A 20,489-nucleotide genomic window follows, 5' to 3' on the forward strand; every position below is an offset into this window, starting at 1 on the left:
ACCTCGTGCTGCTCGACCTCAACCTGCCCTGCCCCGCCGCGATGGGCGCGAGGTGCTGCAGGAGGTCAAGGCAGATGTCACCGGACGAGTGTGGCGAGGCGTACGCGGGCACGTCCATGCAGTTCCGTACGCTGGGGAGTCGTGACGTCCGCCGCCACCGTCCACCAGGCCGACACCGTCGACAACGCCGCCGCCACTCCGGACCACCCGCAGCCCTACCGGGAGCTCGGGCTGAAGGACGACGAGTACTCGCGCATCCGTGAGATCCTCGGGCGCAGGCCTACCGATGCCGAGCTCGCCATGTACTCGGTGATGTGGAGCGAGCACTGCTCCTACAAGTCGTCGAAGGTGCACCTCGCCTACTTCAGCGAGACCACCACCGACGCCATGCGTGAGCGGATGCTCGCCGGGATCGGGGAGAACGCCGGTGTCGTCGAGATCGGCGACGGCTGGGCGGTGACGTTCAAGGTGGAGTCGCACAACCACCCGTCCTACGTGGAGCCCTACCAGGGCGCGGCCACGGGCGTGGGCGGGATCGTGCGCGACATCATGGCGATGGGTGCCCGTCCGGTCGCGGTCGCCGACCCACTGCGATTCGGCCCGGCCGACGCCCCCGACACCAGGCGCGTGCTGCCGGGTGTGGTGGCAGGCGTCGGCGGCTACGGCAACTCGCTCGGCCTGCCCAACATCGGCGGCGAGGTCGTGTTCGACGCGGGCTACCTGGGCAACCCGCTGGTCAACGCGCTGTGCGTCGGCGCGATGCGCACGGAGGACCTGCACCTCGCGTTCGCCTCCGGCACCGGCAACAAGATCATCCTGTTCGGTGCGCGCACCGGGCTGGACGGCATCGGCGGGGTGTCCGTGCTCGCCTCGGAGACGTTCGGTGAGGAGACCGGCCGGAAGAAGCTCCCGTCGGTGCAGGTCGGCGACCCGTTCACCGAGAAGGTGCTCATCGAGTGCTGCCTCGACCTGTTCCACGCCGGGCTGGTCGTCGGCATCCAGGACCTGGGCGGTGCCGGGCTCTCGTGCGCCACATCCGAACTGGCCAGCGCCGGTGACGGCGGCATGCACGTCGACCTGGACGTCGTGCCGCTGCGCGCATCGGGGATGACGCCCGCCGAGATCCTCTCCAGCGAGTCGCAGGAGCGCATGTGCGCCGTCGTGCGGCCGCAGGACGTCGAGGCGTTCATGGCGGTCTGCCGGCGCTGGGACGTGCTCGCCACCGTCATCGGCGAGGTCACCGACGGCGACCGGCTCGTGATCGACTGGCACGGCGAGACCGTCGTGGACGTCCCGCCGCGCACGGTGGCGCACGACGGCCCGGTCTACCGGCGTCCGGTGCTGCGCTCCGAGAGCCAGGACGACCTGATCGCAGACTCGCCCGACCTCCTGCCGCGGCCCGCCGCCCCGAGCGAGCTGCGCGCGGAGATCCTGCGCATGGCGGCCAGCCCCAACCTGTGCAGCCGGGCGTGGGTCACCGACCAGTACGACCGCTACGTCCGCGGCAACACGGTCGGGGCACAGCCCGCCGACGCCGGTGTGCTGCGGATCGACGAGCGCACCGGACGCGGCATCGCGGTCGCCACCGACTGCAACTCGCGCTTCGTCGCGCTGGACCCCTACGCCGGCGCGCAGCTCGCGCTGGCCGAGGCCTACCGCAACGTCGCCACCAGCGGGGCCGTGCCGCTCGCCGTCACGAACTGCCTGAACTTCGGCTCGCCAGAGGACCCGCACGTGATGTGGCAGTTCCAGCAGGCCGTGCGCGGGCTCGCCGACGGGTGTGCGCAGCTGGGCATCCCGGTCACCGGCGGCAACGTCAGCTTCTACAACCAGACCGGGGTCCGTGCGATCCTGCCGACCCCCGTCGTCGGCGTCCTCGGCGTGATCGACGACGTCGCGCGGCGCGTCCCGTCGGGGTTCCGGCGCGACGGCGACACTGTTGTCCTGCTCGGCGAGACCTACGACGAGATCGGTGGCAGCGAGTGGGCGAACGTCGTCCACGGCCACCTCGGTGGGCGCCCGCCCGTCGTGGACCTGGCCGCCGAGGAGCGCCTCGCCGAACTGCTGGCCGCGGCCGCCGCCGACGGGCTCCTATCCGGCTCGCACGACCTGTCCGACGGCGGGCTCGCGCAGGCCCTCGTCGAGTCCTGCCTCGTCGGCGGGCGGGGTGCGACGGTGGAGCTCCCGGCGCTCGACCCGTTCGTCGCGTTGTTCTCGGAGTCGGCCGCCCGGGTGCTCGTGACCGTCGACCCCGACCGGGCGGACGACCTGCTCGGGATGGCCGCCGAGGCGGGCGTCCCCGCGCACGTACTCGGCACCACGGGAGGGGACGACCTCACCATCACGGACATTCCGGGGTTTTCACTCGATGAGCTGCACACGGCGTGGGAGGGAACACTGCCTGCGCTGTTCGGGTGACGCCGCTGCGGCGCTCAGGCGTCACCGGGCGCCCGTACGGTGGACAGAGCCAAATCCGGAGGGTCAGCGCCCGGTTGTTGGGCTACGGTCGCCGCCGTGGGGCACGAGTTCCGCGGCGCGGAGATGGCGTCCGGCCCTGATGTGACCAGGGCCGATGCTGCTGTGCGCGCGTGGCTCGCAGGTGGCGCGACGCCGGATCGGTCGGTGTTGCGGGCCGCCGTGAAGGAGAGCCTCGGGGTGCTGGCGGCGGCCGCGCCGGGGCGCAGCGTGGAGGTACGCGTGCCTCCTTTCGGAGCTGTTCAATGTGTCATTGGCCCTCGCCACGGCAGGGGCACGCCGCCGAACGTCGTCGAGACCGACCCGCGCACGTGGCTCGCACTCGCCACCGGGGCGTTGACATGGGAGGAGGCGATCGCGTCGGGTGCGCTCCTCGCATCCGGCACGCGCAGCGCGGAGGTGGCGCACCTCCTTCCGCTGGCTTGACCGATACCGTTGGCGCCGACGCGGAGTCGAGTGTGGACAGCTCGCAGTGGCGCGAAAAGAGCGAGACACGGAAACTTTGATCTGATCAGCGTCGAGCGGGAACCGAACGGGCGACAGGAGGTGGCCGCGTGGGTGCTCCGCGCAGCCTTCCCGGCGCGGTCTACGCGCCCCCGAACACGGACGGCCGCGCGCGCACGCCAGGACCGTACGCCGGGATCGACGGGCTGGCAGCCGAATGGGCGCGCGTGGCGCACGACGGCGACCCGGGGGCCGCCGCCCATCTCGCCACACTCCTCCGGCGACTCGCGGCCGTGCTGCGCGCGGAGCCGTTCTGGCCGCTCGCAGCCAGGGAGATCGGGGTGGAGCTGCTCGCCACCGGAGGGTGCGGCCGGCCCCATCCGGCCCACGACCCGGAGGACGTCGTGGTGCCGAGCCTGCAGCTGCTTCGACGCGCGGCTCCCGCCGCGCTCGGCGTGCCCGGCCCCGAGGGCGAGCGCCGGCTCGCCGCGGCCGTCGACCAGATGGTCGCCGGGATAGTAGGTGCCCTGCAGCGGCGCCAGCGCCTCGACGAGCACACCGCCCGCACCGGGATTGCCGGCAGCAGCGTTCCCGATGTCCGGGTCGTTCCCGTGCCGGGAGAGTGCGTGCCCGTCGTCGGCGACCGGCACCGGCGCGCTGCCTACGAGCAGATGCCGATCGGCGTCGCGCTGCTCGGCCTCGACGGCAGGGTGCTCGACCTCAACCCGGCGCTCGCTGCCATGTTCGGCCTCACCGGCCCGCTCGACCAGCCGCGCCCGGTCTCCGACTTCGTGCACCCCGACGACATGACCGACGTCGTCGACAGCCTGCAGCGACTCGTCCGGGGCGACACCGAGGTGGTGCGTATGGAGCTGCGGCTCGTGCGCGTGGACTCCACTGTGCTGTGGGTGCACTCCACCGGCTCCCGCGTGCTCGACGCGTTCGGCGAGCCGTCGCACCTAGTGGCGATGGTGGAGGACCTCTCGGAACACCACCGGCTGTGGTCGCCGGTGCAGGAGGAGACCTTCCAGGACCAGCTCACCCGCCTGCCCAGCCAGAGCGTCGTGGACGAGTGGCTGCGCCGCACGTTCGCCGCCGAGGGCTCCCGGGTGGGGATCTGCACGCTGGAGCTCGACGGGTTCAACGCGATCCACGACCGCCTCGGCCAGAAGATCGGTGACCGGCTGCTGCTCGGGGTGGCCGGCCGGCTGCGGCTCGCTTCGGGCGAGCACCTCGTCAGCCGCACCGGCGCCGACCAGTTCACCGTGCTGATGGCCGGACCGGAGAACGCCGCCGACGTCAGCAGGCTTGCCGACCGGCTGCAGGCCGCTCTCGCCACCCCGTTCCACATCGACGGGCACTCCCTCGAGATCTCGGCCAGCATCGGCGTGGCGGAGGTCGCCACCGACGACGGCTACCCGGCCGAGCTCCTGCGCGCGGCGACCGTCGCCCGGGGGTGGGCGAAGGTGCTCGGCGGCAACCGGCACGTCCTGTTCGACCACGAGCGCGACACCGCCGAGTCGGCGCGCTTCGCGCTGCTCTCCAGCTTGTGGGGAGCGATCGACCGCGCGGAGTTCCGGCTCGCGTTCCAGCCGCTCGTCCACTTCGGGAGTGGGCGCGTGTACGGCGCCGAGGCGCTCGTGCGGTGGCAGCACCCCGACCAGGGTGTGATCGGGCCCAGCCGGTTCATCGACCTGGCCGAACACAGCGGAGCGATCGTCCCTCTCGGCCGCTGGGTCCTCGAAGCCGCGTGCGCGCAGGCCGTGTCCTGGTGGCGTGAGCTGGGCCCGGATGCACCCTTCGTCAGCGTCAACGTCTCGCCGGTGCAGCTCGCACAACCGGGCTGGGTTCGGGAGGTCACCGGCGTGCTGGCGGCCACCGGCCTGCCCGCCCACAAGCTCCAGCTGGAGATCACCGAGCAGGCGGTGCTCGGCGACGAGCTCGTGGCATTCGCCGCGCTCACCGAGCTGCGCGAGTCCGGTGTGCGCCTCGCGCTCGACGACTTCGGCACCGGCTACTCCAGCCTCGCCTGGCTGCGCACGCTGCCCGTGCACGCCCTCAAGATCGACGGCTCGTTCGTCGACGGGCTGCGCAACCCGTCGCCCGACCCGGTCGGCCACGCCATCGTGCGCGCTCTGATCCAGATGTCCCACGCGCTCGGGCTGGAGGTCACGGCCGAATGGGTGGAGACGACCCTGCAGGCCGACCGGCTCACCGAGCTGGGTTGCGACGTCGGGCAGGGACGTTGGTTCGGTGACGCGGGTCCCGGTGAGTGGGTCCCCGAGTTGTGGCGGCGTAACATCGGAACTTGAGCCGCCGTCTGCGCAAGGAGCATGTTGTGCGCCTGAGTTCCGCCAGGAACGAGCACTCGACCGAACGCAACCCCGAGCTCGCGGACGACCCATCGCAGGACCCGGCTCCGCGCGAGGAGTGCGGAGTGTTCGGTGTGTGGGCCCCCGGTGAGGACGTCGCGAACCTCACCTACTACGGCCTCTACGCCCTCCAGCACCGCGGCCAGGAGGCAGCGGGCATCGCCGTCTCGGACGGCAAGCGGATGGTCGTCTTCAAGGATCTCGGGCTGGTCAGCCAGGTCTTCGACGAGCAGGTCCTGTCGTCGCTGAAGGGGCACCTCGCCGTCGGCCACTGCCGGTACTCCACCACCGGATCCACGACGTGGGAGAACGCGCAGCCGACGTTCCGCACCACCGCGGCAGGTAGCGGCATCGCGCTGGGCCACAACGGCAACCTCGTCAACACGGCGGAGCTGCGCGACGAGGTGGCCCAGCTCCGCGCCGTGGCGAAGCCGGAGTCACGGTCCGACCGCTCGGCCGTGCAGTCCACCACCGACTCCGACGTCATCACAGAGCTGCTCGCCGGAACCGCCGCCGACACGGGCGTCGAGGAGGCGGCCATGCGGCTGCTGCCGCGCGTCCGGGGCGCGTTCTCCCTCGTGTTCGCCGACGAGCAGACCCTCTACGCCGCCCGCGACCCGCACGGCGTGCGCCCGCTCGTGCTCGGCCGCCTGGAGCGTGGGTGGGTCGTGGCGAGTGAGACCGCCGCGCTGGACATCGTGGGTGCCTCGATGGTCCGCGAGGTCGAGCCCGGTGAGCTGCTCGCCATCGACGCAGGTGGCATGCGCAGCTCGCGCTTCGCCGCGCCGGAGCCGAAGGGCTGCGTGTTCGAGTACGTCTACCTCGCTCGCCCGGACACCACGATCTCCGGCCGCTCGGTGCACGCCGCGCGGGTGGAGATCGGCCGCAGGCTCGCGGTCGAGCACCCCGCCGAGGCCGACCTCGTGATCCCGGTCCCGGAGTCCGGCACCCCCGCGGCCATCGGCTACGCGCAGGGCTCCGGCATCCCCTACGGGCAGGGCCTGGTGAAGAACGGCTATGTGGGCCGCACCTTCATCCAGCCCAGCCAGACCATCCGTCAGCTCGGCATCAGGCTCAAGCTCAACCCATTGCGCGACGTCATCAGGGGCAAGCGGCTCGTGGTCGTGGACGACTCGATCGTCCGCGGCAACACGCAGCGTGCGCTCGTGCGCATGCTCCGCGAGGCGGGCGCGCTGGAGGTCCACGTCCGGATCGCGTCACCGCCCGTGCGCTGGCCGTGCTTCTACGGCATCGACTTCGCCACCCGGGCGGAGCTCGTCGCGAGCGGGATCGACACGGAGGGCGTCCGCCGCTCCATCGGTGCGGACACACTCGGGTACGTGTCGCTCGAAGGCCTCGTCGCGGCCACTGAGCAGCCCCGGAGCAGGCTGTGCTCAGCCTGTTTCGACGGCCAGTACCCCATCGCGCTCCCCGACGAGGCCCGGCTCGGCAAGCACCTCCTGGAGTTCACGGAGCCGTCTGCGACGGGGTCCGGCGCCGCCTCGGGAGATGCCGGACCGGTCGCTGTCGGCTACGGTGCGGCCGAAGCGCTGGGCCGTCCCTGACGCGTCCGGAACCCCCAATCGATCGACCCCGGGTGCCGCGTGCCGCCGCCCACTACTCTGCTGGGAGCCCTGCAACGATGCCGCCGACCACCACCGGAGCCGAAGGGCCGGGAGCCAGCTACGCCGCCGCCGGTGTCGACATCGATGCGGGAGAACGGGCGGTCGACGCCCTCCGCCCGTTCGCCGAGAAGGCGAGCAGGCCGGAGGTGATGGGCGGCATCGGCGGCTTCGCCGGGCTGTTCGCACTGAAGCTGGGCAAGTACAACGAGCCGGTGCTCGCGGCGTCCACCGACGGGGTCGGCACCAAGATCGCGATCGCGCAGGCGCTCGACAAGCACGACACGATCGGCCTCGACCTGGTGGCGATGGTCGTCGACGACCTGGTCGTCTGCGGCGCGGAGCCGCTCTTCCTGCAGGACTACATCGCGGTCGGGCGGCTCGTGCCCGAGCAGGTCGCCACGATCGTCAAGGGCATCGCGGAGGGCTGCCAGCAGGCCGGCTGCGCGCTGCTGGGCGGGGAGACCGCCGAGCACCCGGGGCTGATGGAGGACGGCAGCTACGACCTGTCGGCCACCGGCGTCGGTGTGGTGGACGCCGACGCGATGCTCCGGCCCGACCGCGTGCGCCCTGGCGACGTGCTGATCGCGATGGGGTCGTCAGGGCTGCACTCCAACGGCTACTCCCTCGCCCGGCACGTGCTGCTGGACATCGGGCGGATGCCGCTGGAAGGGCATGTCGAGGAGTTCGGTTACAGCCTCGGCGAGGAGCTGCTCCTCCCCACCCGGATCTACGCCCGCGACTGCCTCGCGCTGGCGGCCGAGACCGGCGTGCGGACGTTCGCGCACATCACCGGGGGCGGGCTCGCCCGCAACCTGGAGCGCGTGTTGCCCGGTGGGCTGGAGGCCGTGGTTGAGCGCGGCACGTGGACGCCGGCGCCGGTGTTCAAGATGATCGCCACCCGCGGCCGCGTCGAGCGCGCCGAGATGGAGAAGACGTTCAACTTGGGCGTCGGGATGGTGGCCGTGCTGCCCGCCGACGACGTGGACCGCGCGCTTGCCGTGCTCACCGCCCGCCACATGCCGTCCTGGGTGCTCGGTGAGGTCCGCCGGTCCGGCTCGGACGAGGCCGGCCGGGTGCAGCTCGTGGGCGAGCACCCGCGCTTCTAGTGTCGCGCGCCGCTCAGAGGTCGCCGTCGCTGTCGCCGTCGCGGAGCATCGGCGGGTGGAGTGCCGTCGCCGGTCCGCGACGGAAGAGCTGACCCGGCCGGCCTCGGCCCGAGCTGAACTTCGCGCCTGTGGGCAGCAGGAAGCCCGGTGTGGACGTCACCTTGCGGGAGAAGTTGCGAGGGTCGGGTGTGGTGCCCCACACCGCCTCGTAGATCCGCCGCAGCTGGGAGATCGTGAAGTCGGGCGGGCAGAAGGCCGCGGCTAGTGTCGTGTACTCGAGTTTCGCGCGTGCGCGCTCAACGCCGTCGGCGAGGATCCGCGCGTGGTCGAACGCGAGCTGGTCGACCTTCGCGACCGGGTGCCAGGCACCGCCCGTCGAGTCGGCCCCGGCGCCGGCCTCCGGCTCGGGCAGGTCGGGCACCAGCGCGAGGTGCCCGACCGTCAGCACCCGGCCGCGCGGGTCGCGGTCGGGCGCCGCGTAGCTGGCGAGCTGCTCGACGTGGTGGGTGCCGATGACGAGCCCGGTCTCGGTGACCAGCTCGCGCGTGGCCGCGTCGAGCAGGTCCTCCTTGGGCTGCACGAACCCGCCGGGTAGTGCGAACTCGCCCTCGAACGGCTTCGCCGTGCGCTCGAGGAGCAGCACGCACAGCTCACCGTCCCGCACCGTGAGGACCACCAGGTCCACAGCGACGGCGAACAGGTTGCCACGCATGCGCTCCACCGATCTGACGAGGAGAAATGTTCTCGTCAGCTTGACGGTACCGGATGATGATCATGCGCCGTTCGCGGCCGTCCGTACGAGGCCGAGTATCTCCTCGTCGTCGAGGTCGATACGCCGTGCGGCCAGCACGAGTTCCCTCGCCAGCTCGATGACGGCCGCCCTGCCGGGCTGCGCGCCCTCTCGCACCACGGCTCCCCGGCCGCGGCGCAGCTCGATGAGGCCCTCGTCGCGCAGGGTCTGGTAGCCGGCGAGCACGGTGTGGATGCTCACCTGCAGCGACGCTGCGAGGTCGCGCGCTCCCGGCAGGCGCTCGCCGGGCTGCGCCGTCCCGTCTGCGATGCCACGCCGGACGCTCGCGGCGATCTGCTCAGCCAGCGGCGTGCTGCGCGCCGGATCCACCCGGACCAGCACGTCAACGCGCCTTGCTCGCGACGGCGGACAGCAGGCCCGCGGCGGTCTCCGCGTCGTCCCTCGGGGGATGGCAGCCGGCGGAGCCTGCGGAGTCGGCGGGGCGGGTAGGAAGGGTGACGGTGAACCGCTGCCCCGACCGCCGCGTGACCACGAGTGCCTGCCCGGAACGGATGATCACGCCCCGCCCGCCGGGCACGATCCGGTAGCCCCAGCCGCCGAACTGCGCTGGGGAGATCTCGGCGACGGTGACGGCCTCGACGTCCTCGGCGGGCACATGGACCCGCGGGCGGCCGAGCAGGCCGAGTGCAACGGTCAGGCCGCGCCGGTCGACGACCACCCGCGCGCTGCCGAGCAGCACCGAGGCGATCCCCGCCACTGCCAGCCCGACGCCCGCCGCCTGGTGGACCGCCGCCGCGAGCGCGAGCCCGGCACCGATGAGCACGGCCCCTGCGATCGGCAGCCACGGCGCGCCGACGGCACGTGACCAGCTGATCTGCTCGGTCGCGCCGATCGATGCCGGGGGGACGGGCGGGGGAGCCGCCCCGGCGTCCGGGGTGCGCGGGGCCAGCAGCGCGCCTACCGGCCCGGCCACTGCAGCGGCCAACAAGCCGAGCAGGAACGTGGTGCCCGGCAGGACGGCGGCGCCGGCGTCGGCGAGGTCGAGATTGGCCGCGACCGAGCCCGTGAGGATGGTGGCGAGGAACGCGGCCGTTGCCCATGCGATCCCGACGAACCATCGGGCGAGGTCCCGACGCGACCCGGGCGCCGGCCGACTGGTGAAAGCGAGCCGGGCGGAGACCCCTAGCACCAGCGCGAGCCCGGCGCCGAGCGCGGCCATCACCACGACGCTCGCGCCCACGCTGCTGAAACCGTCGGCGGCGCCGGACGGGCCGAAATGAGAGGCGATCGGATCGGGCAGGCGGTCGTTCGCGGTGGTGAGCAGGACGACCGCCGGTACGACGGCGATCAGCTGCGGGACAGCGGCGAGCAGCGTGCGGTAGGTACGGCGCGGGTCGGTCACGGAGACACCATCCTCACTTGTTATGGACCAACTATAACAAGTTCGGCCGCGAGACAGAACGGGGTTCGTTCACCTCAGCGAACTCGGTGCTGACCTCGCGCGGCCATGTGGGATGGGAGAGCCGGGCTCAATCCTTCGGGGAGCGCTCCGCTGTGGAGCGGGTCGCGCCGGCCGCCTGACGGCCGAGCTGGCGCATCATCTCCGCGAGTGCGACCTCCACCGCCGCCCGGACGGCAGCCGGGGAGACGTTGGGATCGACCGAGCGTGCCGCAGCGAGCGACCGCGATGACACTGAGATGTTGAGCATGCCGATCGCCTCGCCCTTCGAACTTCGGCCACGTTGCTTGTTAATCGTCGCAGGGTCGCCCAGCGTGTCACGCGCGGGTGAGGCACTGTTCACATGAACGTGATCTTGCCTCAGACGTCGGCGTCCCACCAGTCCTGTGGCCACCGATCGGGTGCAGCGCGGCGGTGCTCGCGCAGCAACCAGCGCCGCTTGCGGGTGTGGCCGAACGCAGGGTCAGCTGCAACGCACTACTTGATGCGCCCGGCAAACCGCGTCGTGCCCTTCGGGTGATCCTCCCGGGACGCGGGTGCCGCCGACCTCTACTTGCGACGAGGGCTCCGGACCCGAGGCGGGTCCGGAGCCCCGCAGGTCACCGGTAGCGGCGCTGCGGGCTGTCGTCGTCGTCGTCCGCGTCGGGGGCGTAAGGGTCGGCGTAGTCGTCGTCCGCCGCCTCACCGTTGCGGGGTGCCGCACTCCCGATCTCGCGCTGCAGCGCGTCGAGATCCATGGTGGGGGAGCTGTACTTGAGCTCGCGGGCCACCTTCGTCTGCTTGGCCTTGGCTCGTCCGCGCCCCATGGCTGGTCCCCCTTACAACAGGGAAGGGGCGGCCGGATGTCTCGGCGGCCCCATTCATCTCATCAATGTCCTGGTGACCACCGTACCTTGCGAAGGGCCGGGTGTGCGACGTGGCACTGCTTGTGTGACAACGGACGCGGTGGAGGCCACCCGTGGGGCTGGCACCATCGTCGTCCATGCTCGCCCCGTTCCTCTCCTACCTGCGGGTCTATGAACCGCTCAGGGCCTTCGAGGGTCCGTCGGGTGATGCTGTGCGCGCCGCGCTGGCACGCGGAGCGGTACGCCCGGAGGCGATGGGGAACCGGGAGCGGGAGCTCTGCCTGCGGGCCATGCTCGGCTCCCGGCTGTTGCCGCCGCCGCGCACTGAGATCCTGGTCACCGAGCGCGGCCCGGGTGACGTGCTCGTCTGCCCGCTGGACACGAGAGCGCGGGCGGGTGCCGCCGTCCTCGGCTTCCTCGACACCGAGGCGCCGTTCCTCAAGTCGGTGATCCTGCCCGTCCCGGAGCCCGCGGCCCGGCGCAGCGCTGAACGTGCGGTCGCTGACCTCGGGGAGGCTGCCGCGCACGTCGTCTCAGCGACCTGGACGGTGCCGCTCCCGTGGTTCGCGCTCGTCGACCAGGAGGACCGGAGGGTCCGCAGGCATCCGCGCCGGGTCTGGTGGCAGGTGCCGATCAGCCGCGCTCGCGGCCGGGCGGCCCGAGCCGAGGAGGTGATCCGCGCCGGGTTCGCGGACGGCAGCGGCGCCGCCGATGTCCTCGCCGAGACCGGGGCGTGGCTGGATCGCTTCGACCGCGACTCGGTCGTGGAGCTGGACTACGGCGGTCTCGTCCACCTCATCGACGACGTGAGCTTGCGGTCGGACACGTCCGCGGCGCAGGTGCGGGAAGCTCTGCGCGCGTTGCGCGACGGCGACGTCGACGGCGCCAGGCGGGGCTACGAGCGGCTGCGGGCGTTCTGGTCGCCGGTGGTGGGCAAGCAGCGGTCCGGCTGAGCTGCCGGTTCCGCGAGCCGGCGCAGTGCAAGTACGGCGCCCAGCGCGGCCGCGGCGCCCATCGCGAGCATCGCGGGCCACCCCGCGACCTCGGCCAGCAGCCCGCCCAGCGCGGGCGCTGCGGCCGCGGCGGCGTAGTTGGCCGTGTTGGACGCAGCCATCGCGGTAGCCGCTCTCCCGGGCGGGGCGAGCTCGCCCGCCGCCGTGAAGACGAGCCCGTTCCAGCTGATCGCGAGCGCCGCCGACAGCACGAGCACGGCCGCGAGCACCGGCGCCGGGCCCGGCTCCAGCACCGCGGCCAGCCCGAACCCCGCGGCGACGGCGAGCGCCACGATCCGCAGCGGGCCCAGCCTGCTCCCGACGCGGTCGGACCACACCCCGTTACCGAGCCTGCCCAGCGCCCCGAGTACCTGCGTGAGCGCGAGCAGTCCACCTGCCAACGCGAGCGACAGCCCGGCGCCGTCGTGGAGGACCTCCACCATGAACAGCGAGCCGAGGAACTGCGGCACCACCAGCAGCAGGCCCGCGAGGCTGAGACGCAGCAGCCGCCGGTCCATCAGCACGCTGAGCGCGCTCGCGGCCGGCCGGGCACCCGATGCGGGGCGCCCGGGTGGCTCGCGCACCCAGACCGCCACGGCCGCGGCGGTCACGAGGCATCCGGCCGCCAGCGTCAGGAAGACGGCGGGTACGCCCGCCGACGCGGCGATCGGCGGCAGCGCGATGGCGGCGAGCGCGGTGCCGATCGGCACGGACGTCTGGCGCACGGCCATCGCCATGCCGCGGCGCTCCGCCGGGAACCAGGTCAGCACCGCCCGGCCACTGGCCGCGTTGACGCTGGCCCCGGACGCGCCCGCGACCGCGAGCAGCACACCTGCGAGTACGGGGTCCCGCACGAAGGCCGTGCCGCCGAGAGCCGCAGCGGACCCGACCAGGCCTGCGGCCATCACTCCGCGCTCGCCGAACCGGTCGGTGGCGCTGCCCCAGGCGATCAGTGTGGCGACGAGGCCGACGGAGATGACGCCGAGCAGCGTGCCGACGCCCGCGATGCTGAGCGAGAAGTAGTCGCGCAGCGCGGGGGTGACGGCGGCGAGGCCGAGGAAGTACGCGGCGGTCGCGGCCTGGGCGGCGGTGCCCACCGCGAGCACGACGAAGCGGTAGCGCGGTCCCGTAATCACCGCTCGACGGTAAGCCCGGCGCCCATCATTCGAGAAAACCTTCCCACTATGTGGGCCACCGGCTCAGCTCCGCAGGGACTGCTGCGCCAACCTGCCCCGCTGCGGGTCGTCCGCCTCCACCACGGACGACGGGTCGATCGCCGCAGGCGCCGCCCGATCGTCCGTGCCCGCCACCAGCTGCGCGTCCACTGCGACCGAGCGCTTGACCAGGGCGAGCGCCACCGGCCCCAGCTCGTGGTGCAGGGCCATGGTGCCCACGCGCCCGACCGCTCGCCCGTCGAGCAGCACCGGGTCGCCCGGCACCGGCAGGCTGTCGTCGCCCGAGTCGAGGTGCAGCAGCACCAACCGCCGCGGCGGACGCCCGATGTTGGCCACCCGCGCAACCGTCTCCTGGCCGCGGTAGCAGCCCTTCGTGAGGTGTACGGCCGAGCCGATCCAGCCGACCTCGTGCGGGATGGTCCGGTCGTCGGTGTCGACGTGCAGCCGCGGCCGCAGCGCCTCCACACGCATCGCCTCAAAGGCCATCGTTCCGGCCGGCCGAGCGCCCGCGTCGGTCAGCCGCTGCCACCACGCGTCGAGGTCGGAGCGCGGAACCAGCACGTCGGCGGCGTCGATACCGGGCCAGGCCATCCGGCGCACGAGACCGCCGCCCGGGAGAGCGAGCGCGCCGTGCGGTCGCTTCGGTACGTCCACTCCCGCCGCGGCGAGGACCGTGGGTGTCTCCGGGCCGACGACGCTCAGCACAGCCAGCTCGCCCGTGGCGTCGCGGGGCTCGACCTTCGACCAGAAGACCATCTTGCGCAGGTAGTCGAGCAGCTCGGCGAGGTCGCCAGGCTCGGTGTCGAGGTACACGGTCTCCGCGGTGTGCGCGACGACCATGTGGTGCAGCACCCGCCCGTTGATGTCGAGCACGAGCGCTTCCGTGCCGATGTCCGCGGGCAGCTCGCTGACGTGCTGGGTGAGCAGCAGGTGCAGCCAGCTCAGCCGGTCCTCGCCGGTGACCGCGATGACGCCGCGGTTGCCCCTGTCGACGACGGCAGCGGTGCGCGCCATGGCCCGCTGCTCGGCGAACGGGTCGCCGCGGTGGGCCGCGACGCCCGGGTCGGACTCGGCGCCCGGGAGGCCCGCTCCCGCGTTCTCCGCCGGGCCTGTCTGCTCCGTGGGCTCGGTCATTGCGGTTCCTCCTGCGGAGTGTCCTGACAATTGCGGCACACCCCGGAGAGCGCGACGTGGGACGGGTCGAGCTCGAACTGGGACTCTGCGCGCAGCCGCTCGGCCAGCTCGTCCATCAGGTCGGTCGGCGACTCCGTCACCGAACCGCAGCTGTGGCAGACGAGGTGGACGTGCTGGTGCTTCTGCTCGGAGTACGTCGGCGCGCCGTGGCCGAGGTGGGTGTGGCGCACCAGTCCGATGCGCTCCATCAGGTCGAGCGTGCGGTAGATGGTGGTGATGTTGACGGCCGGGGCGGCCGTCTGGACCTGCGCGCAGATCTGCTCGGGGGTGGCGTGGCCCAGCTCGCGGACGGCGTCGAGGATCAGCTGCCGCTGCGGCGTCATCCGCAGCCCCCGCTTGTGAAGCGTGTGCCTGAGGGCCGCCGATCCGCCCGCGTGATCGACAGTCGACGAGGTGTCCATCGCTTCGATGGTAGGCCGTGTGGGGGTGTTCCTGCCGCGCCGCGGCCTGCTCGCGCAACGCACCGAGAACGGGGATCCGTCCACGATCGGTATGCTCCATGAGGGTGAACGAACAGGTGTAAGCGCAACGATCTACCTACCCTCGACGTAGAGAGGGGAAGCACTGCGCTTGGGGAGGGCCAGGGATGACGAGTGATGCGGGCGCGCTCGGCGCGCCACAATTCGACGTCGTCCTCCGCGGCTACGACCGCAGGCAGGTCGACGAGCATCTCGCGCGGCTCCAGCGGGTCCTCGGCAAGATGCGCGCCGATCTCGACGTGGCGCGCAGCCACCCGCTCCCGGTCGTCGCGTCCGCTTCTGCCGGTGTGCCGCTTCCCGGCCAGCCGCCGCTGCCGCCCGGGGCGCGCCCGCGTCCCACGCCACGGCCCCGTCCCGGCGACTCCCCTGACGTCGTCGGCAACTTCACCGACCGCATGCAGAGCATCCTGCAGGCCGCCGAGGAGGAGGCCGCGGAGATCCGCAACAAGGCCCGTGCCGCCGCGCGCGCCGAGGAGGAGGGCGTCCGGCACCAGGTCGCCGACCTGCTGCGCCAGCGCGACGCGCTGCTCGCCGAGCTCACGCGGATGCGGGGCCAGCTGGAAGGCATGCTCTCGGCCCCCACGGGCCGCATCACGCTTCCCCCGCGGGACCCAGCGGGCACGCCCGCTCCCGCCCGGCCGTCGGGTTCGCAGTCGCCCGCCCAGCATCCCGGAGCGCCGCAGCCGGCGCTTCAGGGGCAGGGAGGTCCGAAGTCGGGGCCCGGCGGGGCGCAGGGCGCGCAACCGCAGGGCCCGCAGCAGGGCGGCCCCCACGGCCAGGCCCGCGCGCCCGTAAGCCCCACGCCGCGGCCGCGGCCGAGCCCCGGCCAACCCTCGGCCGAGGGTGCCGCGCCGGGCCAGAAGGGTGCCGCGCGACCCGGTCAGCCGGGCCAGCAGCCACCGCCGGGTCAGCAGCCACCGCCGGGTCAGCAGGGGCAGCCGGGGCCGGCCGGTCAGCAGGGCCACCAGCCACAGCAGGGGCAGCCGGGCTCCCACGGTCAGGGGCAGCAGCCGGGCCAGCCCGGTGCGGGCGGCAAGCAGGCACCCGACAGTGCGCACGGCGCCCCCGGGCAGCAGGCGCGCCCCGCGTCCGATGCAGGCAGGGCTCCGTCCGGGGCGCAGCCCTCGCCGGCCGGTCCGCAGCCGGCGCCGCAGAAGGGCCCTTCGCCGCAGCCCGCAGCCGCCCCGCAGCCCCACGGTCAGCAGCCGGGTCCGCAGCCGCCGGGTCCGCAGCCGCCGGGCCAGCCGTCGCGGGGGCAGCAGCCCCACGGGCAGCAGTCCCAGGGGCAGCAGCCCGGCTCGCAGTCGCCGGGTCAGCAGCCTCCCGGCCAGCAGCCGGGTGGCCAGAAGCCCGCGGGTGCGCCCACTGCGGGTTCCGCGCCGAAAAACGGCCCCGGTCAGCAGCCGTCCGGTCATCAGCAGCCGTCCGGTCAGCAGCCCGTCGGCCGTGGCACCGAGGCGCGTCCGCCTGCCGGCCGTCCGTCGGCGCCGTCGCCCGCAGGCGACCGCGGCGCGGGCGGGGCGCAGCCCAGCGGGCAGCGGCCCATCCCGGGTGCGTTCGGGTCGGGCGCCGATCAGCCGGCGTCCCAGTCGGCGTCGATGCGCCCCCGCAACGAGCCGGAACCGGAGCCGGGCGACCTTTTCCGCCCGTCCACCGATCAGGCGAATCGCGAACCGAAGACCACCGCTGTCCCGCAGACATCCGCACCCCGGCCCGGCGACCAGAGCGGCCCCAATGCGGACCGCACCACGGTCGTGCCGCAGGTGCAGCCGCTGCCGCCCGGCAAGCCGGCTGAGCAAGCCCGGCCGGTGCCGGTCGACGCCACCACCAAGGTCAGCCCGGCCCGGCCGCCGAACGGCGGCGGTCCTGACCAGCAGGACGGCGGCCGCGAGGGCCCGGACAGGGGCGGCCGTCCCGACGGGAGCAACGGCGGTTCGGCCGGTGCCGAACGTGCCGACCGTTCAGCATCGGCGTCACGCTCCGGTTGATCCCGATCGCGCACGGTGAGCCCAGAGGGCGTACGGTGCGCTGCCATGCAGCTGCCCCTGACAGCGGACTGGCTGGTCCCGCTGGGTGCGGGAGTGGTGATCCTCGCCGCGCTGGCCTACCTGTGGTTCGCCCTGCGCCGGGACAGACCGGTCCCGCGTGGTGCGAAGGCGGACAGCCCGTCGCCTCCGACGGCGGGCTCAATCGAGCGGCCCGCGGCGCCTGAGCGACCCGCCGTTGCCGTCCCACCGCAGACGAGGTCGTTCGCAACGGTGCCGGCGCACTGGTCCGGCGGTTTGCGACCGGCGGGCCCGGCAGACCGGCAGGTGGCGGCGCGCGAGCACGCAGTGCTGCCTCGCGTGGCGCCCGCTCCGGAGGACCCGCCGTCAGGGCCGGTGCCCGTCGCCCCGTGGGCCCGCGCGGCTGACGTCGAGCCGGCTGCACCGGAAGCCGACGGGTCCAGGGCGCCCTTCGACCACTCCGGGTCCTCGCGCAGCGTGGCAGCCGCAGTCGTGCAGGCGTTCGCCGCGCGGGTGGCCGCAGGTCACCCGGGTGAATCGGCGCAGATGGTGGCCGAGCAGCAGGTGGTACGGCAGCAGCCTGCCGAGCAGCGACCTCCGGCCCCCGCACCGCAGCCTGCCGACGCGCCCCAGCAGCAGCCGCAGCAGGCCCCGCTGCCGTCCACCCGGCGCGACGACGCGCGCGACCGGCTGCTCGCCGTGCTCCTGCACGACCCCGAGCTCGCCGTCGACGCCACCATCGATCTCGACGCCTGCCGCGCTCAGCTCGACCGGCTTTCCGATGCGATGCGCCGCGAGCGCGCCGCGCTCCGGGACGTGCTGCCCCGCCTGGCGGGCGCCGGACTGCGCACCGACCAGCTTGCCCGGCTGGCCGGGATGCCCGTGGGGGAGTTGCAGGCCCTGCTGGCGGCGGCGTCGTCGCGTTAGGACGCTGTGGGAGCTAGGAGGGTCCTGAAGAACTCCGCCCGTAGCGAGCGGCGCCTGGGCGTCGCGCAGTAGGGCCGAGTTGTTCAGGGCGCTCCTAGCCCGCGATGCGGTTCAGCCGGGCCGAGAGGTGCGGTTGCATGGGCTGGCCCATCATCGCGCGCTCGTCGACGTAGGCCAGGTCGCCGCCCTCGACGAGGCCGTACAGCCGATGCGAGCCGCCGACCTCCTTGGCCGTCGCCGTGCGCACGACCGCGTCGGTCTCGATCTCCCAGGAGGTCAGGTTGCGAGCCCGCCCGTAGTAGATCTCCGAGATGCCGGTGGCATGGGTGATGAGCACCTCGAGGACGCCGTCCGGCTGCGGGCGCCAGAACCCGGTCTCCCGAGCGGCGGGACGGATCACCTCGCCGTCGGGGCCGAGCAGCCAGGCCTTGGCCTCGTACGACAGGAACGGGCGCCCGTCGTGCGCGAACACGAGTTGCTGCCCGAACGTGAACGGCCCGTCGATCGTCGGGTAGACGACCTCTCCGGTGCCGCGCCACACTCCGATGAGAGGCAGCAGTCCGAGGCACTGCTCGTGCAGGTCGGGGCCCTCACGCAGGTTCGCGGTGTCGTCGGGGATGGGCAGGTCGTCGAAGCGCGGCCGGTTGCGCCGCGGGGAGTCGGGGGCGGCGTTCGCCGGGCCCGTGATCGTGCCGGGCAGCTCGCCTTCCGGGCCCGTCACGGCGTCTGCTCCGCAGGCACGTCGGGCGGCCCGGGTGGCGCGGTGAACAGGCGCCGCAGCAGGTAGCCGGTGTAGCCCGCGATCCCGGCGCTGACCACGATCAGGAGGCTGGTGAACAACCACTGCACGGCACAGGAGCCTAGTCCCTGCTCCGAATGCCGGTGCGGGCGCCGCGCCTGCGGCGCGGGTCGCTCTGAAGGCACGAGCGGCGCTCCCCGGCGGGAGAGCGCCGCTCGTACTGCCGGTGTGTGGACCGGGTCAGGCGACCGCGATCTCCGCGCGGTGGACGCCGGGGCCGTCCGCCGTCAGCTCCGCCTGGCCGTTGCCCGCCCGCGAGAGCGCCCTGACGGTCCAGGTGCCCGGAGCGGCGAAGAACCGGAAATGTCCCTCCTGCGAGGCCACGACCTCGGCCGTGAACTCGCCGGTGCCGTCCAGGAGCCGGACGAACGCGCCTCCGACCGGTTCGCCGCCCGCGACGACCCGGCCGGTGAGCACGGTCTCCTTGGTGAGGTCGGTGCCCGGAGGCAGCGCGACCGCCTGGTCAGGGGCGCCGCACATCAGGCGCCCGCCTTCTGGGGCGCGCCCAGCTCGATCGGCACGCCGATGAGAGAGCCGTACTCGGTCCAGCTGCCGTCGTAGTTCTTGACGTCGCTGTGGCCGAGCAGCTCGTGCAGCACCACCCAGGTGTGCGAGCTGCGCTCGCCGATGCGGCAGTAGGCGATGGTCGGGCGGGAACCGTCGAAGCCCTCGTCGCCGTAGAGCTTGGCGAGCTCCTCGTCCGAGCGGAACGTGCCGTCCTCGTTGGCCGCCTTGCTCCACGGGATGTTGATCGCACCGGGCACGTGGCCGGGCCGCTGCGACTGCTCCTGCGGGAGGTGGGCGGGGGCGAGGATCTTGCCGGAGAACTCGTCGGGCGAGCGCACGTCGACCAGGTTCTTGGTGCCGATCGCCTCGACGACCTCGTCGCGGAACGCGCGGATCGAGTTGTCCGGCTCCTGCGCGGTGTAGGTGGCGGCCGGGCGCTCGGGCACGTCCGTGGTGAGCGTGCGGCCGTCCAGCTCCCACTTCTTGCGGCCGCCGTCGAGCAGCTTCACGTCGCCGTGGCCGTACAGCTTGAACTGCCAGTAGGCGTAGGCGGCGAACCAGTTGTTGTTGCCGCCGTAGAGCACGACGGTGTCGTCGCTGCTGACGCCCTTGGCCGACAGGAGCTTCTCGAACTGCTCCTTGTTCACGATGTCGCGACGGACCGGGTCCTGCAGCTCGGTGGTCCAGTTGACCTTGACGGCGCCGGGCAGGTGGCCGCCGTCGTACGCGGTGGTGTCCTCGTCGACCTCGAGGAACACGACGCCGTCGGTGCCGAGGTTCTTCTCGGCCCAGTCGGCGGTGACCAGGACTTCCTGGCGGCTCATGCGGTGGCTCCCTGCTGGTTGTTGTTCTGGCTGGAACGGTTACGGAGGCGGGCGATCAGTGCGTACATCTCGCAGCCGAGGCAGAAGCCGAAGGCGGCGTTGAGGAAGGCGGCGGCCAGCGCGAAGGCTGTGGCCACGATGCCCAGGGCGGTGAGCCCGGAGAAGTAGCCGACGGCGCCGACCACGGCGAAGGTGAAACCGACGCCCTGGGAGAACCGCACCGGGGCGGCCTCCTCCCGCTCAGCCGGCTCCCCGAGCCGGTGGGCGAGCATCGCGCGATAGAGGACGGAGTACGGCGCGAAGCGCAGGCCGGCGAACGCGCCGAGCGCGAACACCATCGCCTGGGCCGCGAGCAGCCACGGGCTCCCGGAGAGCAGCACGAGCGCAAGCACGACGGTGGTCACGGTCGCGTTGAACCGGACACCACGTGGGTCGACCGGTGGGTCGCCACGGCGCGTGGGCTGGTCGGGTGACGACATAGGGGTGCTCCTGAGTGAAGATGCGTGGAA

General features: G+C 73.0%; 21 protein-coding genes. 8 read left to right on the forward strand and 13 right to left on the reverse strand.

The features are described 5' to 3' along the window. Positions 1-141: 141 nt before the first annotated feature. From purL to purM, 5 genes are all read left to right on the forward strand, one after another. Positions 142-2,418 carry a phosphoribosylformylglycinamidine synthase subunit PurL gene (purL, locus tag ABD143_RS02375; protein ID WP_343970518.1) on the forward strand — a complete coding sequence of 759 codons (2,277 nt, stop codon included), beginning with the start codon at positions 142-144 and terminating at the stop codon, positions 2,416-2,418. A gap of 123 nt (positions 2,419-2,541) precedes the next feature. Beyond that, positions 2,542-2,901 carry a sterol carrier family protein gene (locus tag ABD143_RS02380; RefSeq protein ID WP_343971588.1) on the forward strand — a complete coding sequence of 120 codons (360 nt, stop codon included), beginning with the start codon at positions 2,542-2,544 and terminating at the stop codon, positions 2,899-2,901. A gap of 128 nt (positions 2,902-3,029) precedes the next feature. Beyond that, complete coding sequence (locus tag ABD143_RS02385; RefSeq protein WP_343970521.1) at positions 3,030-5,231, forward strand: putative bifunctional diguanylate cyclase/phosphodiesterase; 2,202 nt, start codon at positions 3,030-3,032, stop codon at positions 5,229-5,231. 32 nt (positions 5,232-5,263) lie between these two features. After that, positions 5,264-6,856 (forward strand): amidophosphoribosyltransferase, encoded by a 1,593-nt coding sequence (gene purF, locus ABD143_RS02390; protein ID WP_379659801.1) that lies wholly within the window; start codon positions 5,264-5,266, stop codon positions 6,854-6,856. Between the two features lie 77 nt (positions 6,857-6,933). Next, the gene (purM, locus tag ABD143_RS02395; RefSeq protein ID WP_343970523.1) at positions 6,934-8,022 is read left to right on the forward strand and encodes a phosphoribosylformylglycinamidine cyclo-ligase; all 1,089 of its coding nucleotides are present in this window, start codon (positions 6,934-6,936) and stop codon (positions 8,020-8,022) included. Positions 8,023-8,035: 13 nt separating this feature from the next. On the opposite strand, the gene ABD143_RS02400 is transcribed toward purM, so the two are convergent. The 5 genes from ABD143_RS02400 to ABD143_RS02420 all read right to left on the reverse strand — a co-directional run bounded on the left by ABD143_RS02400 (position 8,036) and on the right by ABD143_RS02420 (position 11,038). After that, a complete protein-coding gene (locus ABD143_RS02400; protein ID WP_343971594.1) occupies positions 8,036-8,734 on the reverse strand; it encodes an NUDIX hydrolase in 699 nt (232 codons plus the stop codon). Positions 8,735-8,794: 60 nt separating this feature from the next. Then, complete coding sequence (locus ABD143_RS02405) at positions 8,795-9,154, reverse strand: GntR family transcriptional regulator (RefSeq protein WP_343970525.1); 360 nt, start codon at positions 9,152-9,154, stop codon at positions 8,795-8,797. Between the two features lies 1 nt (position 9,155). Next, positions 9,156-10,175, reverse strand: a complete 1,020-nt coding sequence (locus ABD143_RS02410; protein WP_343970527.1) for a DUF1648 domain-containing protein — start codon at positions 10,173-10,175, stop codon at positions 9,156-9,158. Positions 10,176-10,302: 127 nt separating this feature from the next. Continuing rightward, entirely contained in the window at positions 10,303-10,482 is a 180-nt protein-coding gene (locus tag ABD143_RS02415) for a hypothetical protein (protein WP_343970530.1), read from the reverse strand. A 349-nt stretch (positions 10,483-10,831) separates the two neighbouring features. Continuing rightward, positions 10,832-11,038: a DUF3073 domain-containing protein gene (locus ABD143_RS02420; RefSeq protein WP_343970533.1), complete on the reverse strand. Its 207-nt coding sequence runs from the start codon at positions 11,036-11,038 to the stop codon at positions 10,832-10,834. Positions 11,039-11,214: 176 nt separating this feature from the next. On the opposite strand from ABD143_RS02420, the gene ABD143_RS02425 reads away from it, so the two are divergent. After that, on the forward strand, positions 11,215-12,030 hold the full coding sequence (locus ABD143_RS02425) for a DUF8083 family protein (RefSeq protein WP_343970536.1): 816 nt from the start codon (positions 11,215-11,217) through the stop codon (positions 12,028-12,030). Here the strand turns inward: ABD143_RS02425 and ABD143_RS02430 are convergent. The 3 genes from ABD143_RS02430 to ABD143_RS02440 form a co-directional block, all read right to left on the reverse strand. Next, complete coding sequence (locus tag ABD143_RS02430; RefSeq protein ID WP_343970539.1) at positions 11,973-13,205, reverse strand: MFS transporter; 1,233 nt, start codon at positions 13,203-13,205, stop codon at positions 11,973-11,975. The genes ABD143_RS02425 and ABD143_RS02430 overlap by 58 nt on opposite strands. 63 nt (positions 13,206-13,268) lie before the next feature. Continuing rightward, the gene (gene ygfZ, locus ABD143_RS02435) at positions 13,269-14,378 is read right to left on the reverse strand and encodes a CAF17-like 4Fe-4S cluster assembly/insertion protein YgfZ (RefSeq protein WP_343970542.1); all 1,110 of its coding nucleotides are present in this window, start codon (positions 14,376-14,378) and stop codon (positions 13,269-13,271) included. Beyond that, positions 14,375-14,839 (reverse strand): Fur family transcriptional regulator, encoded by a 465-nt coding sequence (locus ABD143_RS02440; protein WP_343970545.1) that lies wholly within the window; start codon positions 14,837-14,839, stop codon positions 14,375-14,377. The genes ygfZ and ABD143_RS02440 overlap by 4 nt, the downstream gene beginning before the upstream one ends. Before the next feature lie 185 nt (positions 14,840-15,024). On the opposite strand from ABD143_RS02440, the gene ABD143_RS02445 reads away from it, so the two are divergent. Both ABD143_RS02445 and ABD143_RS02450 read left to right on the forward strand, forming a co-directional pair. After that, entirely contained in the window at positions 15,025-16,905 is a 1,881-nt protein-coding gene (locus tag ABD143_RS02445) for a hypothetical protein (protein ID WP_343970548.1), read from the forward strand. Between the two features lie 45 nt (positions 16,906-16,950). Then, positions 16,951-17,850, forward strand: a complete 900-nt coding sequence (locus ABD143_RS02450; RefSeq protein ID WP_343970551.1) for a hypothetical protein — start codon at positions 16,951-16,953, stop codon at positions 17,848-17,850. Positions 17,851-17,944: 94 nt separating this feature from the next. Here the strand turns inward: ABD143_RS02450 and ABD143_RS02455 are convergent, their stop codons facing one another. From ABD143_RS02455 to ABD143_RS02475, 5 genes are all read right to left on the reverse strand, one after another. After that, complete coding sequence (locus tag ABD143_RS02455; RefSeq protein WP_343971597.1) at positions 17,945-18,550, reverse strand: heme-binding beta-barrel domain-containing protein; 606 nt, start codon at positions 18,548-18,550, stop codon at positions 17,945-17,947. A 17-nt stretch (positions 18,551-18,567) separates the two neighbouring features. Continuing rightward, positions 18,568-18,699, reverse strand: coding sequence for a hypothetical protein (locus tag ABD143_RS02460; RefSeq protein ID WP_343970554.1), 132 nt, complete (start codon positions 18,697-18,699; stop codon positions 18,568-18,570). A gap of 130 nt (positions 18,700-18,829) precedes the next feature. Beyond that, positions 18,830-19,129 (reverse strand): DUF1416 domain-containing protein, encoded by a 300-nt coding sequence (locus ABD143_RS02465; RefSeq protein WP_343970557.1) that lies wholly within the window; start codon positions 19,127-19,129, stop codon positions 18,830-18,832. Then, entirely contained in the window at positions 19,129-19,980 is an 852-nt protein-coding gene (locus tag ABD143_RS02470; RefSeq protein ID WP_343970560.1) for a sulfurtransferase, read from the reverse strand. Before ABD143_RS02470 ends, ABD143_RS02465 begins: the two co-directional genes overlap by 1 nt. Then, a complete protein-coding gene (locus ABD143_RS02475; protein ID WP_343970563.1) occupies positions 19,977-20,459 on the reverse strand; it encodes a DUF4395 domain-containing protein in 483 nt (160 codons plus the stop codon). Before ABD143_RS02475 ends, ABD143_RS02470 begins: the two co-directional genes overlap by 4 nt. Between the last annotated feature and the right edge of the window lie 30 nt (positions 20,460-20,489).

Origin of the sequence: Pseudonocardia aurantiaca (genome assembly GCF_039526725.1) — a bacterium.
Taxonomy (GTDB): domain Bacteria; phylum Actinomycetota; class Actinomycetes; order Mycobacteriales; family Pseudonocardiaceae; genus Pseudonocardia; species Pseudonocardia aurantiaca.

Bases quoted from the DNA above. Each gene is read 5' to 3' on its own strand.
- ABD143_RS02380 (WP_343971588.1), top strand. From the start codon at position 2,542: ATGGCGTCCGGCCCTGATGTGACCAGGGCCGATGCTGCTGTGCGCGCG.
- purM (WP_343970523.1), top strand. From the start codon at position 6,934: ATGCCGCCGACCACCACCGGAGCCGAAGGGCCGGGAGCCAGCTACGCC.
- ABD143_RS02400 (WP_343971594.1), bottom strand. From the start codon at position 8,734: ATGCGTGGCAACCTGTTCGCCGTCGCTGTGGACCTGGTGGTCCTCACG.
- ABD143_RS02415 (WP_343970530.1), bottom strand. From the start codon at position 10,482: ATGCTCAACATCTCAGTGTCATCGCGGTCGCTCGCTGCGGCACGCTCG.
- ABD143_RS02420 (WP_343970533.1), bottom strand. From the start codon at position 11,038: ATGGGGCGCGGACGAGCCAAGGCCAAGCAGACGAAGGTGGCCCGCGAG.
- ABD143_RS02425 (WP_343970536.1), top strand. From the start codon at position 11,215: ATGCTCGCCCCGTTCCTCTCCTACCTGCGGGTCTATGAACCGCTCAGG.
- ygfZ (WP_343970542.1), bottom strand. From the start codon at position 14,378: ATGACCGAGCCCACGGAGCAGACAGGCCCGGCGGAGAACGCGGGAGCG.
- ABD143_RS02440 (WP_343970545.1), bottom strand. From the start codon at position 14,839: ATGGACACCTCGTCGACTGTCGATCACGCGGGCGGATCGGCGGCCCTC.
- ABD143_RS02445 (WP_343970548.1), top strand. From the start codon at position 15,025: ATGACGAGTGATGCGGGCGCGCTCGGCGCGCCACAATTCGACGTCGTC.
- ABD143_RS02450 (WP_343970551.1), top strand. From the start codon at position 16,951: ATGCAGCTGCCCCTGACAGCGGACTGGCTGGTCCCGCTGGGTGCGGGA.
- ABD143_RS02465 (WP_343970557.1), bottom strand. From the start codon at position 19,129: ATGTGCGGCGCCCCTGACCAGGCGGTCGCGCTGCCTCCGGGCACCGAC.
- ABD143_RS02470 (WP_343970560.1), bottom strand. From the start codon at position 19,980: ATGAGCCGCCAGGAAGTCCTGGTCACCGCCGACTGGGCCGAGAAGAAC.
- ABD143_RS02475 (WP_343970563.1), bottom strand. From the start codon at position 20,459: ATGTCGTCACCCGACCAGCCCACGCGCCGTGGCGACCCACCGGTCGAC.